Raw genomic sequence first — 12995 nt, forward strand, 5'->3', positions numbered from 1 at the left:
CGAAGCGAGAACCCACGCATGATTAATGTGCTGATTGTCGATGATGATTCGATGGTGGCCGAACTGAACCGGCTGTTTCTCAGCCGGGTGGCTGATTTTCACTGCTGCGGCGTAGCCCCGACGGTCCGCGAAGCCAGGGAGATGCTTAGCCATTTGCCGCAGATCGATCTGGTGCTGCTGGATGTCTATATGCAGCAGGATAATGGGCTGGAACTGCTGCCTGCGCTACGCGCCGATGCGCGCAATATTGATGTCATTATGATTACCTCCGCCGCCGATAGGGTAACGGTTCAGACGGCGCTGCATTACGGCGTGGTCGATTACCTGATAAAACCGTTTCAGTTTCCGCGCTTTGAGGAGGCGCTGCTGTCATGGCGTAAAAAGCGCGATTTGAAAAACGCGAAATCCTGCTACGCTCAAGCCGATGTCGACAGCCTGTTGCGCAGCGGGGTTCAACAACACGAGGGCGCGCGCCGCTTGCCAAAAGGACTTACGCCGCAGACGCTTCGTCTGGTGTGCCAGTGGATTGACGCCTGGCTGGAACGTGATTTTTCGACCAATGAGCTGGCTGCGGCATTGCAGATATCCAGAGTTTCATGCCGTAAATACCTGATTTGGCTTGAGCAGCTACATATTCTCTACACCACCAATCATTACGGCATCACCGGTCGTCCAGAATATCGTTACCGGCTCGTTGTCGACCATTTGGCACTACTCAAACAATACAGCCAATGAACCCCGAAGCCCACTGGCTGCGATTTTTAACCCTGGCGCGACGACTTTCGCGGGTACAGCTCTTTACGCTTATACGGCTCTATTTCACCCGGCTTGCGCGTTTTCAGCAGCTTGAGAATCCAGGTGTACTGCTCGGTATGCGGCTTCACGAACACTTCAACCTCTTCGTTCATCCGCCGGGCGATAGTGGTATCGTCCGCCTCCAGCAGATCGTCCATCGGCGGGCGCACCAGCACCGTCAGGCGATGCGTTTCGCCATCATAGACCGGGAACAGCGGCACGACGCGGGCGCGGCACACTTTCATTAAACGGCCAATCGCCGGCAGCGTCGCTTTATAGGTGGCAAAGAAATCAACGAATTCGCTGTGCTCGGCGCCGTGATCCTGATCCGGTAGATAGTAGCCCCAGTAACCCTGACGCACCGACTGAATAAACGGTTTGATCCCGTCGTTGCGCGCGTGCATACGTCCGCCGAAACGTCGGCGGACGGTATTCCAGACGTAATCAAAGACCGGGTTGCCCTGATTATGGAACATCGCCGCCATTTTTTGCCCGCCCGACGCCATCAGCATCGCCGGAATGTCCACTCCCCAGGCATGAGGAACCAGAAAGATCACTTTCTCGTTGTTCCTCTGCATCTCATCGATGATCTCTTTGCCCTGCCAGTCGACGCGGGAAAGAATGCGCTGCGGGTCGCGCAGGCCTAGTTCCGCCATCATGACCATCGCCTGCGGCGCGGAGGCGTACATTGCATCAATAATGTCTTCTCGTTCCTGCTCACTCTTTTCCGGGAAACAGTACAGCAGGTTAATCTGCGCCCGACGGCGCGAACTCTTTGCCAGGCGACCCACAAAACGCCCCAGTTTGCCGAGAATCGGATCGCGGAAAGACGCTGGCGTCAGAGCGATACCGGCGAAGGCAAAAACCCCTAACCAAGCGCCCCAGTAGCGCGGCAGTAAAAAGGATTTTTCAAATTTTGGAATAAATTCAATATTATTTTTTTTCGTTTCCATGCCTAATCCGCAGACGTTCCGCTCAATAAAGATAATGAGTTAGTTTAGCGATACGTTGAGTAACGTACAAAAGAAAAAGCCGGCGCACAGCTGGCGCCGGCTTTAACTGACGGAAGGTTAGTCAAACCGCAGCTGCGGAATAACCTGTTTTGCCTGCGCCAGATAATCGGTACGGTCGGAACCGCTGAGCCCTTCCGTACGCGGCAGTTTCGCCGTCAGCGGGTTGACCGCCTGCTGGTTAATCCACACTTCATAATGCAGATGCGGGCCGGTAGAACGGCCGGTGTTGCCCGACAGCGCAATGCGATCGCCGCGTTTGACCTTCTGCCCGGGTTTGACCAGCAGCTTACGCAGGTGCATATAGCGGGTGGTATAGGTGCGGCCATGGCGGACGGCGACGTAATAACCGGCCGCACCGCTACGTTTAGCCACCACAACTTCGCCATCCCCTACCGACAGCACCGGTGTGCCCTGCGGCATTGCAAAATCGACACCGCGATGCGGCGCTACGCGGCCGGTCACCGGGTTCAAACGACGTGGATTAAAGTTCGAAGAGACGCGGAACTGACGTGCGGTCGGGAAACGCAGGAACCCCTTCGCCAGGCCGGTACCGTTGCGGTCGTAGAATTTGCCATCCTCAGCGCGGATCGCGTAGTAGTCTTTACCATCCGAGCGCAGGCGCACGCCAAGCAGTTGGCTCTGCTCGCGCTTACCGTCGAGCATTTCACGCGACATCAGCACGGAGAATTCATCGCCTTTTTTCAGCTTACGGAAGTCCATCTGCCACTGCATGGCCTTGATCACCGCGCTGATTTCGGTGCTGGTCAGGCCGGCATCACGAGCGCTGGCGACAAAGCTGCCGCCAACGGTACCTTTCAGTACGCTGTTGACCCAGTCGCCTTTTTGCAGCTCGCTGCTCATTTTGAAACCGTTAGCGACTCGATCGTAGGTGCGGGTTTCGCGGCGCGACATTTCCCAGGTCAGGCTTTGCAGGTCGCCGTCCGCCGTCAGGGTCCAGGAGAGCTGTTGACCAATTTTCAGATTACGCAGCTCTTTATCTACCGAGGAGAGCCGGGCAATATCGCCCATATCGATGCCGTACTGATTAAGAATGCTGCTGAGCGTATCGCCGGTCGACACCACATATTCGTGGCCGCCGGAATCGCCATCCGCTTTATCATCCAGCTCATCCTGAGGGATGGCCTCCTCTTCCTGAGGTGCCTGATCGATAGGTTCCGAGGCTTCTGGCAGCAGAGAACGAATTTCGCTTTGCTCAAGCTCGATGGTTCTGCTGATGGGAGCCGTTTCAGGATGGTGGTAAATGTAAGGTCGCCAGACGGCGACCGCTAAGGTAAGAACGCTAAGCGACCCCAGCATAACGCGGTGAGGTCGTGGCAGATTGTTAAATGCCTGAGTGACAGCGCGGGCTATCTGTTGCACGTATTCACTTCCTCGTTATTCTCCTTTCAGGCAGCTTGAATACTGATTCGCCATCTGGCTCAGGAATTGCGGATAACTCTCTTTACCCAGCTTAATTCCGATTCCAAGTGGATCCAGGGTTCCCATGCGCACGGACGTTCCCCTGGCAACAGCTTCTATGACCGCTGGCCTGAACTGTGGCTCAGCAAAAACGCAAGTTGCTTTTTGCTCAACCAGCTGTGTTCTGATTTCGTGTAAACGCTGCGCACCAGGCTGGATTTCAGGGTTGACAGTAAAATGACCCAGTGAGGTCAAACCGTAGTGTTTTTCAAAGTAGCCATAGGCGTCATGAAAAACGAAATATCCCTTCCCTTTCAGCGGTGCCAGCTCGGTCCCAACCTGCTTGTCGGTTGCGGCTAATTTTGCCTCAAAATCCTTCAGGTTGGCGTCAAGTTTGGCTCGACTCTGCGGCATAAGTTCCAATAATTTATCGTGGATTGCAACCGCCGAAAGGCGCGCTATCTCTGGGGAAAGCCACAGATGCATGTTATAGATGCCGTGATGGTGATCGTCGTCACTATTTTCCCCTGCGCCATGGTCGTGACCATGATGGTCATCGTCGTCGTCGGTGCCTTTCATGAGTAACGGTTTCACGCCGTCAAGCTCGGCAATCGTCACCTTTTTGTTTGGCGCAATGCTTTGCGTTGACTTATCCATAAACGCTTCCATTTCGGGTCCAATCCAGACCACTAAGTCTGCGTTCTGTAAGCGTTTTGCATCCGATGGCCGCAGCGAATAATCGTGCTCGGACGCCCCGTCTGGCAGCAGTACCTGGGTCTCCGTGACCCCATCCGCGATAGCGGAAGCGATAAAGCCCAGCGGTTTAAGGGAGGTGACAACGGCGGCGCTAGCCAACGGCGCATGGGCGAACAAAAAAGCGGCGCTAAGTCCAGCGCAAAGAAGCGTATTTTTATGTAACATAATGCGTCTAATCATCGTATAGAATGAGAAAGATGTGATATTATAACATTCACTGGCTTGTGCAACCTCTAATTTGATATGACAAATCTTGTAACGCTGGAAAACGTCGCGGTCGTTTATGGCCAAAGGCGCGTGCTGTCTGACATTTCGCTAACGCTAAAGCCGGGCAAAATTTTAACCTTACTGGGGCCAAACGGCGCCGGTAAATCGACCCTCGTAAGGGTAGTTCTTGGACTGGTAGCACCTTCGGAAGGGGTTATCAAACGCGAGGGACATCTGCGGATCGGCTATGTCCCGCAAAAGCTGCATCTTGATGCCACGATGCCGCTGACCGTCAGCCGCTTTATGCTTTTACGTCCGGGAACCCACAAGCGCGATATTCTGCCGGCGCTGAAGCGCGTACAGGCCGGGCATCTGATCGACGCCCCCATGCAGAAACTTTCCGGCGGCGAGACCCAGCGGGTACTGCTGGCGCGGGCGCTGCTCAATAAGCCGCAGCTGCTGGTGCTCGACGAGCCAACGCAGGGCGTTGACGTCAACGGCCAGGTGGCGCTTTACGATCTGATTAACCAACTGCGCCAGGAGCTTGATTGCGCCGTGCTGATGGTTTCTCATGACCTGCATCTGGTGATGGCCAAAACCGACGAAGTGCTGTGTCTCAATCAGCATATTTGCTGCTCCGGCGCGCCGGAAGTGGTTTCTATGCACCCGGAATTTATCTCGATGTTCGGCCAGCGCGGCGCGGAACAGCTGGGTATTTATCGCCATCATCATAATCACCGCCACGACCTGCAGGGGCGGATTGTACTGCGTCGGGGAAATGACCGTTAATGATTGAATTACTGCTCCCCGGCTGGCTGGCCGGAATGATGCTCGCCTGTGCCGCGGGTCCGCTGGGATCGTTCGTCGTCTGGCGGCGAATGTCCTACTTCGGCGATACCCTCGCCCACGCCTCTCTGCTTGGCGTCGCTTTTGGTTTACTGCTGAACGTTAACCCGTTTTATGCGGTCATCGCGGTGACGCTGTTGCTGGCGGGCGGGCTGGTATGGCTGGAAAAACGTCCCCACCTGGCGGTGGACACGCTACTCGGCATCATGGCGCACAGCGCGCTGTCGCTGGGTCTGGTGGTGGTCAGCCTGATGTCAAACGTGCGCGTCGACCTGATGGCCTATCTGTTCGGCGATCTGCTGGCGGTGACGCCGGAAGACTTGATAGCTATCGCTATTGGCGTGGTTATCGTGCTGGCGATCCTGCTTTGGCAGTGGCGCAACCTGCTGTCGATGACCATTAGCCCAGATCTGGCGTTTGTTGATGGCGTTAAGCTCCAGCGGGTGAAACTGCTTCTGATGCTGGTCACCGCGCTGACGATCGGCGTGGCGATGAAGTTCGTCGGGGCGCTGATTATCACATCGCTGCTGATTATTCCCGCCGCAACGGCCCGTCGCTTTGCTCGTACGCCTGAACAAATGGCGGGGGTAGCGGTTGGAGTGGGAATGATTGCCGTGACCGGCGGTTTGACCTTCTCGGCGTTCTACGACACACCGGCGGGGCCTTCCGTGGTACTATGCGCCGCGCTGCTGTTTATCATCAGCATGAGCAAGAAATCGGCCGCCTGACGCTATGCTCCGCGTACGTTGTAGCCCGGCTAAGGCGTTCATGCCGTAAGCCGGGACATCCACCGCTCAGCTATTTTCCCGGCTTGCGCTCCGCTTAGCCGGGCTACTGGTTCTTGCGGTCTGCTGTTTTATCGCCGGACAACGTTTAAGGCATCTCCGGCGGCGTAATGCCGAAGTGGGTCCAGGCCCGCACCGTCGCCATTCGCCCGCGCGGGGTACGCTGTAAAAAGCCCTGCTGGATCAGATACGGCTCCAGTACATCTTCAATCGTTTCCCGCTCTTCGCCAATGGCCGCCGCCAGGTTATCCAGCCCGACCGGCCCGCCAAAGAATTTATCGATGACCGCCAGCAGCAGCTTACGGTCCATATAATCAAAGCCTTCCGCATCCACGTTGAGCATATCCAGCGCCTGCGCGGCAATATCCTCAGAGATACGCCCGTCGTAGCGAACCTCGGCAAAATCGCGCACCCTGCGCAGCAGGCGGTTGGCGATTCGCGGCGTGCCGCGCGCGCGACGCGCGACCTCCAGAGCCCCATCTTCGCTCATCTCCAGCCCCATATAGCGGGCGCTGCGGCTGACAATATGCTGCAGGTCCGGGATCTGGTAGAACTCCAGGCGCTGGACGATGCCAAAACGGTCGCGCAGCGGCGAAGTCAATGAACCTGCGCGAGTCGTCGCGCCAATCAGGGTAAACGGCGGCAGATCGATTTTTATCGAACGCGCCGCGGGCCCTTCGCCAATCATGATATCCAGCTGATAATCTTCCATTGCCGGATAGAGAACTTCTTCAACAACCGGTGACAGGCGATGAATCTCGTCGATAAACAGGACGTCGTGGGGTTCAAGATTGGTCAACATCGCCGCCAGATCGCCCGCCTTTTCCAGCACCGGGCCAGAGGTGGTGCGCAGGTTCACGCCCATCTCGTTGGCGACGATGTTTGCCAGGGTGGTTTTCCCCAGCCCCGGCGGGCCAAAAATCAGCAGGTGATCGAGCGCGTCGCCGCGCAGCTTCGCCGCCTGGATAAAAATCTCCATTTGCGAACGGACGTGCGGCTGGCCCACATACTCTTGCAGCAATTTAGGGCGAATGGCGCGGTCGGCCGCCTCTTCAAAACCGCTGCTGTCCGCCGATACCAGCCTGTCTGCTTCAATCATCCCTTACCTCACAACGCGGCGCGGAGCGCTTCGCGAATTAGCGTTTCACTGTTGGCATCCGGGCGTACGATTTTGCTGACCATCCGGCTGGCCTCCTGAGGTTTATAGCCCAGCGCCACCAGCGCGGCAACCGCTTCCTGTTCAGCATCATCATCAGAAGGACCGGCTGGAGACGTCAGCACCAGATCTGCCGCCGGCGTAAACAGATCGCCGTGCAGCCCTTTAAAGCGGTCTTTCATTTCGACAATCAGGCGTTCCGCGGTTTTCTTACCGATTCCCGGCAGCTTCACCAGCGCCGCCAGCTCCTCGCGCTCAACGGCATTCACAAACTGCTGCGCCGACATGCCGGAAAGGATCGCCAGCGCCAGCTTCGGACCGACGCCGTTGGTTTTAATCAGCTCTTTAAACAGCGTGCGCTCCTGCTTGTTGTTAAAGCCATACAGCAGTTGGGCATCTTCGCGCACGATAAAGTGGGTAAAAATGATCGCCTCTTTGCCCACGTCCGGCAGCTCGTAGAAACAGGTCATCGGCAGATGAACCTCATAACCTACGCCTCCCGTTTCGAGTAAAACCAGCGGGGGTTGTTTTTCGAGAATGATGCCTCTGAGTCTGCCTATCACGTGGAGCTCCTGGATTAAGGGCTGAAAGTCTAATGCGGTATCATAAAAAAAGGCTGGATAGATATCCAGCCTGATTTCAGGTTATCGTAAGCGTCCGCGCGCCAGATTCAGGCGGCTTTCGCTGATCTGGGCGGCGTTCTGGCTGACGTGGCAGTGGGTAATGGCAATCGCTAAGGCATCCGCCGCATCCGCCTGCGGGTTAGCCGGCAGCTTGAGCAAGGTGCGCACCATATGCTGCACCTGACTCTTTTCCGCGCTGCCGATCCCGACAACGGTCTGCTTTACCTGCCTGGCGGCGTACTCAAAGACCGGCAGGTCCTGATTCGTCGCCGCAACAATCGCCACGCCGCGAGCCTGGCCGAGCTTCAGCGCCGAGTCGGCGTTCTTCGCCATAAACACTTGTTCGATGGCGAAATAGTCAGGCTGGAACTGGGTGATAATTTCCGTGACGCCCGCATAGATAAGCTTCAGGCGAGACGGTAAATCATCCACTTTCGTGCGAATACAGCCGCTGCCCAGATAGCTGAGCTGGCGTCCAACCTGGCGGATAACGCCATAACCAGTGACGCGCGACCCCGGGTCAATGCCGAGAATAATGGCCATCACGCGCCTCCGGTCATAACTAGCCCGTGAGACCCTAAAGATTTCAGTTCACAGCCAGGCGGCCACGCAGCGCATCCCCGGGAGCGTAGATTCACTACGTGACCGGGGTAAGCGAGGAGAGCCAACACCGCTGTGGGCTGAAAGATTACGGGTATCACAGGGTTGCGGCGACCTCATCAGAGATCTCGCCGTTGTGATAAACTTCCTGCACGTCGTCGCAATCTTCCAGCATATCGATCAAACGCAGCAGTTTCGGCGCAGTTTCCGCGTCCATATCCGCTTTGGTTGACGGGATCATCGAGACTTCAGCGGCGTCCGCTTTCAGGCCGGCGGCTTCCAGCGCATCGCGTACCGCGCCCATCTCTTCCCACGCGGTATAAACGTCAATCGCGCCGTCGTCATAAGTCACAACGTCTTCCGCGCCCGCTTCCAGCGCCGCTTCCATGATCGCATCTTCGTCGCCTTTCTCGAAGGAGATAACGCCTTTTTTGCTGAACAGGTAGGAAACGGAACCGTCGGTCCCCAGGTTACCGCCGGTTTTGGTGAAGGCATGACGTACTTCCGCAACGGTACGGTTACGGTTGTCTGACAGACATTCAACCATCACCGCCGTGCCGCCAGGACCATAACCTTCATAGATGATGGTTTCCATGTTCGCATCATCATCGCCGCCCACGCCACGCGCGATAGCGCGGTTCAGGGTGTCGCGGGTCATGTTGTTGCTCAGCGCTTTGTCGATTGCCGCGCGCAAACGCGGGTTAGAGCCTGCGTCGCCGCCGCCCAGACGCGCGGCGGTGACCAGCTCGCGAATAATTTTCGTAAAGATCTTACCGCGCTTGGCATCCTGTGCCGCTTTGCGGTGTTTGGTGTTGGCCCATTTACTATGACCTGCCATAAAAAACTCTCCAAAAAAGCGCGCCCTTTCAGGCGGCGTTAATTACAAATTCTTCAATCGCCTGCCGGTTGCTCCAGGACTTGGTCAACGTGGCGGCTTCCGCCGCATCAACCCAGCGATAGTCCAGATGTTCCGTAAAGACAATCTGGCGTTCATGAGGGAGCGCAAGACGGAACCAAAATTCCGTATTACGCTCAACGCCCGGCGCATAGCGATGACGTAAATGAGAAAAAATCTCGAACTCTACCGTGCGCTGACAGTCAACCAACGCCAGCTGCTCGCTGGCGACATCAATGGCGACTTCTTCCATAACTTCACGCGCGGCAGCCTGCGGCGCGGTCTCTCCCTCTTCCAGACTGCCGGTAACCGACTGCCAGAACGCGGGATCGTCGCGCCGCTGCAACATCAGCACCCGCTTCGTATCTTTGGCGTAAATCACCACCAGTACGGAAACGGGGAGCTTGAATGACATCTTACTTATTCTCCAGAGACTCTTTTGCCTCTTTCGCCACCACCTGAATGCCCAGTTCGCTCAGCGATGCCGGGTTAGCGAAGCTTGGCGCTTCGGTCATCAGGCAAGCGGCGGCGGTAGTTTTCGGGAAAGCAATAACGTCACGGATATTATCAGTACCGGTCAGCAGCATGGTCAAACGGTCAAGACCGAAAGCCAGGCCCGCGTGCGGCGGAGTACCGTATTTCAGCGCGTCCAGCAGGAAGCCAAACTTCTCGCGCTGCTCTTGTTCGTTAATGCCGAGAATGCCGAACACGGTCTGCTGCATTTCACCGCTGTGAATACGCACCGAACCGCCGCCGACTTCATAGCCGTTGATGACCATATCGTAGGCGTTGGCCACCGCGTCTTCCGGCGCGGCCTTCAGCTCGGCGGCGGACATATCTTTCGGCGAGGTGAACGGATGGTGCATCGCGGTCAGACCGCCTTCACCGTCGTCTTCAAACATCGGGAAGTCGATAACCCACAGCGGCGCCCATTTGGCTTCGTCGGTCAGGTTCAGGTCTTTGCCCAGCTTCAGACGCAGCGCGCCGAGCGCGTCGGCGACCACTTTTTTGTTATCCGCGCCGAAGAAGATCATGTCGCCATCCTGCGCGCCGGTGCGCTCAAGGATCGCTTCAACGATATCGGCGTTAAGGAATTTAGCTACCGGGCTGTTGATGCCTTCAAGGCCTTTCGCCCGCTCGGTGACTTTAATATAGGCCAGGCCTTTTGCGCCGTAGATCTGGACAAACTTTCCGTACTCGTCGATTTGCTTACGGGTCAGCGCAGCGCCACCCGGTACGCGCAGCGCGGCAACGCGGCCTTTGGCGTCGTTAGCCGGACCTGCGAAGACGGCGAATTCCACCGTTTTCACCAGATCGGCGACATCCACCAGCTCCATCGGGTTGCGCAGGTCTGGTTTATCGGAACCGTAGCGACGCTCGGCTTCGGCGAAGGTCATGATCGGGAAATCGCCCAGATCCACGCCCTTCACTTCCTGCCACAGGTTACGCACCAGCGCTTCCATGACTTCACGCACCTGCTCGGCGGTCATAAAGGAGGTCTCGACGTCGATCTGGGTGAATTCCGGCTGGCGGTCGGCACGCAGGTCTTCGTCGCGGAAACATTTCACAATCTGATAGTAGCGGTCAAAACCGGACATCATCAGCAGCTGTTTGAACAGCTGTGGAGACTGCGGCAGCGCGTAGAATTTACCTTTATGCACGCGTGAAGGCACCAGGTAGTCGCGCGCGCCTTCCGGCGTAGCTTTGGTCAGCATCGGCGTTTCAATATCGAGGAAACCGTGGTCGTCCATAAACCGACGAACGAGGCTGGTAATCTTCGCTCGCGTTTTCAGGCGCTGCGCCATTTCCGGACGACGCAGATCCAGGTAGCGGTATTTCAGACGCGCTTCTTCGGTATTGACGTGGTTGGAGTCCAGCGGCAGCGCTTCCGCGCGGTTGATAATGGTCAGGTCGGATGCCAGCACTTCGATGGCGCCGGTGGCCATATCGCTATTAACGTTTTTTTCGTCACGCGCACGCACGGTGCCGGTGACCTGGATGCAGAACTCATTACGCAGTTCAGAGGCCAGCTTTAATGCGTCGGCGCGATCCGGATCGAAAAACACCTGCACGATGCCTTCGCGGTCACGCATATCGATAAAGATAAGGCTACCAAGATCACGACGACGGTTGACCCAACCACACAGAGTCACTTGCTGCCCTACGTGGGACAGACGAAGCTGCCCGCAATATTCTGTACGCATGAGATATCCCTTAACTTAGCCGCAGGCGGATTGTTGCCTGCCTTGCAGGCGACGAGGTCGCAGCTTTAGCTGATGTCACAACTGAATGAAAAAAGGCGGCTATTATACTGGAAATTATGGCGCACGATAAGCCCGGCGCAGCGCGCTGCGTTGCTTTGCTACGCGCTTATTGCTTGTACTCACAAAAATTAACAAAATTTGTTACCCTCGGGCGAGATCGGCAACGGTATTGTAGCGGCCTGACAACAAAAGAAGATACGGGGATATCATGTTAGAACTCAATGCAAAAAAGACCGCGCTGGTGGTTATTGACCTGCAGGAAGGCATTTTACCGTTTGCCGGCGGCCCGCATCGCGCTGACGAAGTGGTTGAGCGCGCCGCGAGTCTGGCCAAAAAGTGCCGCCAGCAGGGTTCCCCGGTGGTCATGGTTCGCGTTGGCTGGTCGGCGGATTTCGCCGAAGCGCTGAAACAGCCGGTCGATGCCCAGGCAGGCGCGCCAACGCTACCCGAAAACTGGTGGTCCTATCCGCTGGCGCTGGAAAAACAGGCGAGCGATATCGAAGTCACCAAACGCCAGTGGGGGGCCTTTTACGGCACCGACCTGGAGCTGCAGCTTCGCCGTCGCGGTATCGATACGATTATTCTGTGCGGTATCTCCACGAATATCGGCGTCGAATCGACGGCGCGCAACGCCTGGGAGCTGGGCTTCAATCTGATTCTCGTTGAAGACGCCTGCAGCGCAGCAACGGCTGAACAGCATCAGGGCAGCATGACGCACATATTCCCGCGGATTGCCCGCGTACGCAGTACCGAGGAGGTGCTTGCCGCATTATGATTTATATAGGGCTTCCCCAGTGGGCGCACCCGAAGTGGGTGCGGCTGGGTATCACCAGCCTTGAAGAGTATGCCCGCCACTTCAACTGCGTGGAGGGCAACACCACCCTGTACGCGTTACCAAAAGCGGAGATTGTCAGCCGCTGGTATGAACAAACCCACGACGATTTTCGCTTCTGCTTCAAATTTCCGGCCACCATTTCGCACCAGGCGGCGCTGCGCAACTGCGACGACTTAAGCCATGAGTTTTTTACCCGTCTGGCGCCGCTGTCTTCGCGCATCGGCCAGTATTGGCTCCAGCTGCCGGCGACGTTCGGCCCTCGGGACCTCACCGCCCTCTGGCCGTTCCTCGACAGCCTGCCGCGCGAATTCCGCTACGGCGTTGAGGTAAGGCATCCGGAATTTTTCGCCAAAGGGGAAGCGGAACAGCAGCTCAATCGCGGCCTGCATCAGCGTAACGTCAATCGCGTGATCCTGGATAGCCGTCCGGTTCATAGCGCCGTCGCCCGCAGCCCGGCGATGATCGAGGCGCAGAAGAAGAAGCCGAAAGTCCCCGTCCATGCACTGGTGACGGCCCATAATCCGATGGTGCGTTTTATCGGCAGCGATGATATGACGCAGAATCGCGAGCTTTTTAGCGTGTGGATTCGCACGCTGCCAAAATGGACGCAGACCGCCACGCCGTACCTGTTTCTCCATACGCCGGATATCGCCCAGGCGCCGGAACTGGTCGATACCCTGTGGAGCGATCTGCGTACCGCCCTACCGGAAATAGGGAATGCGCCGTCAATTCCGCAGCAAACCTCTCTTTTCTGATATCCTGCTATCCTCAATTGAGCCACCGGAAGCGATAAAAGGGAGT

General features: G+C 56.8%; 14 protein-coding genes. 5 read left to right on the plus strand and 9 right to left on the minus strand.

Translation table 11 applies throughout. From position 1 onward, the window contains the following. Window positions 1-18: 18 nt before the first annotated feature. The gene (dcuR, locus tag IYV58_RS17015; RefSeq protein WP_195729152.1) at window positions 19-735 is read left to right on the plus strand and encodes a two-component system response regulator DcuR; all 717 of its coding nucleotides are present in this window, start codon (window positions 19-21) and stop codon (window positions 733-735) included. A 26-nt stretch (window positions 736-761) separates the two neighbouring features. Here the strand turns inward: dcuR and lpxM are convergent, their stop codons facing one another. The 3 genes from lpxM to znuA form a co-directional block, all read right to left on the minus strand. Further along, window positions 762-1748, minus strand: a complete 987-nt coding sequence (gene lpxM / locus IYV58_RS17020) for a lauroyl-Kdo(2)-lipid IV(A) myristoyltransferase (protein WP_004122055.1) — start codon at window positions 1746-1748, stop codon at window positions 762-764. A gap of 117 nt (window positions 1749-1865) precedes the next feature. Beyond that, window positions 1866-3188 (minus strand): murein DD-endopeptidase MepM, encoded by a 1323-nt coding sequence (gene mepM / locus IYV58_RS17025; RefSeq protein WP_004122057.1) that lies wholly within the window; start codon window positions 3186-3188, stop codon window positions 1866-1868. Window positions 3189-3203: 15 nt separating this feature from the next. Then, window positions 3204-4148, minus strand: a complete 945-nt coding sequence (znuA, locus tag IYV58_RS17030; protein ID WP_004122058.1) for a zinc ABC transporter substrate-binding protein ZnuA — start codon at window positions 4146-4148, stop codon at window positions 3204-3206. 78 nt (window positions 4149-4226) lie between these two features. On the opposite strand from znuA, the gene znuC reads away from it, so the two are divergent. Continuing rightward, window positions 4227-4979, plus strand: coding sequence for a zinc ABC transporter ATP-binding protein ZnuC (gene znuC / locus IYV58_RS17035; protein WP_004122060.1), 753 nt, complete (start codon window positions 4227-4229; stop codon window positions 4977-4979). After that, window positions 4979-5764, plus strand: coding sequence for a zinc ABC transporter permease subunit ZnuB (gene znuB / locus IYV58_RS17040; protein ID WP_004122061.1), 786 nt, complete (start codon window positions 4979-4981; stop codon window positions 5762-5764). Before znuC ends, znuB begins: the two co-directional genes overlap by 1 nt. A gap of 145 nt (window positions 5765-5909) precedes the next feature. Here znuB and ruvB read toward each other — a convergent pair whose 3' ends face one another. The 6 genes from ruvB to aspS all read right to left on the minus strand — a co-directional run bounded on the left by ruvB (window position 5910) and on the right by aspS (window position 11299). Continuing rightward, the gene (gene ruvB / locus IYV58_RS17045) at window positions 5910-6920 is read right to left on the minus strand and encodes a Holliday junction branch migration DNA helicase RuvB (protein ID WP_004122062.1); all 1011 of its coding nucleotides are present in this window, start codon (window positions 6918-6920) and stop codon (window positions 5910-5912) included. A gap of 8 nt (window positions 6921-6928) precedes the next feature. After that, entirely contained in the window at window positions 6929-7540 is a 612-nt protein-coding gene (gene ruvA / locus IYV58_RS17050) for a Holliday junction branch migration protein RuvA (protein ID WP_004103390.1), read from the minus strand. Between the two features lie 81 nt (window positions 7541-7621). Next, on the minus strand, window positions 7622-8143 hold the full coding sequence (ruvC, locus tag IYV58_RS17055) for a crossover junction endodeoxyribonuclease RuvC (protein ID WP_004113791.1): 522 nt from the start codon (window positions 8141-8143) through the stop codon (window positions 7622-7624). A gap of 154 nt (window positions 8144-8297) precedes the next feature. Further along, window positions 8298-9038: a YebC/PmpR family DNA-binding transcriptional regulator gene (locus IYV58_RS17060; protein ID WP_004122063.1), complete on the minus strand. Its 741-nt coding sequence runs from the start codon at window positions 9036-9038 to the stop codon at window positions 8298-8300. A gap of 28 nt (window positions 9039-9066) precedes the next feature. Continuing rightward, window positions 9067-9510, minus strand: coding sequence for a dihydroneopterin triphosphate diphosphatase (gene nudB, locus IYV58_RS17065; protein ID WP_004122064.1), 444 nt, complete (start codon window positions 9508-9510; stop codon window positions 9067-9069). A 1-nt stretch (window position 9511) separates the two neighbouring features. After that, window positions 9512-11299 carry an aspartate--tRNA ligase gene (aspS, locus tag IYV58_RS17070; protein ID WP_087829004.1) on the minus strand — a complete coding sequence of 596 codons (1788 nt, stop codon included), beginning with the start codon at window positions 11297-11299 and terminating at the stop codon, window positions 9512-9514. Window positions 11300-11567: 268 nt separating this feature from the next. Between aspS and IYV58_RS17075 the strand changes: the two genes are divergently transcribed. Continuing rightward, window positions 11568-12134, plus strand: coding sequence for a hydrolase (locus IYV58_RS17075; protein ID WP_112166231.1), 567 nt, complete (start codon window positions 11568-11570; stop codon window positions 12132-12134). Continuing rightward, a complete protein-coding gene (locus tag IYV58_RS17080) occupies window positions 12131-12949 on the plus strand; it encodes a DUF72 domain-containing protein (RefSeq protein WP_004122067.1) in 819 nt (272 codons plus the stop codon). The genes IYV58_RS17075 and IYV58_RS17080 overlap by 4 nt, the downstream gene beginning before the upstream one ends. Window positions 12950-12995 lie beyond the last annotated feature (46 nt).

Origin of the sequence: Klebsiella sp. BDA134-6 (genome assembly GCF_015601345.1) — a bacterium.
Taxonomy (GTDB): domain Bacteria; phylum Pseudomonadota; class Gammaproteobacteria; order Enterobacterales; family Enterobacteriaceae; genus Klebsiella; species Klebsiella grimontii.

Bases quoted from the DNA above. Each gene is read 5' to 3' on its own strand.
- znuC (WP_004122060.1), top strand. From the start codon at position 4,227: ATGACAAATCTTGTAACGCTGGAAAACGTCGCGGTCGTTTATGGCCAA.
- IYV58_RS17075 (WP_112166231.1), top strand. From the start codon at position 11,568: ATGTTAGAACTCAATGCAAAAAAGACCGCGCTGGTGGTTATTGACCTG.
- dcuR (WP_195729152.1), top strand. From the start codon at position 19: ATGATTAATGTGCTGATTGTCGATGATGATTCGATGGTGGCCGAACTG.
- lpxM (WP_004122055.1), bottom strand. From the start codon at position 1,748: ATGGAAACGAAAAAAAATAATATTGAATTTATTCCAAAATTTGAAAAA.
- IYV58_RS17080 (WP_004122067.1), top strand. From the start codon at position 12,131: ATGATTTATATAGGGCTTCCCCAGTGGGCGCACCCGAAGTGGGTGCGG.
- IYV58_RS17060 (WP_004122063.1), bottom strand. From the start codon at position 9,038: ATGGCAGGTCATAGTAAATGGGCCAACACCAAACACCGCAAAGCGGCA.
- znuA (WP_004122058.1), bottom strand. From the start codon at position 4,148: ATGTTACATAAAAATACGCTTCTTTGCGCTGGACTTAGCGCCGCTTTT.
- nudB (WP_004122064.1), bottom strand. From the start codon at position 9,510: ATGTCATTCAAGCTCCCCGTTTCCGTACTGGTGGTGATTTACGCCAAA.
- aspS (WP_087829004.1), bottom strand. From the start codon at position 11,299: ATGCGTACAGAATATTGCGGGCAGCTTCGTCTGTCCCACGTAGGGCAG.
- ruvC (WP_004113791.1), bottom strand. From the start codon at position 8,143: ATGGCCATTATTCTCGGCATTGACCCGGGGTCGCGCGTCACTGGTTAT.
- znuB (WP_004122061.1), top strand. From the start codon at position 4,979: ATGATTGAATTACTGCTCCCCGGCTGGCTGGCCGGAATGATGCTCGCC.
- ruvB (WP_004122062.1), bottom strand. From the start codon at position 6,920: ATGATTGAAGCAGACAGGCTGGTATCGGCGGACAGCAGCGGTTTTGAA.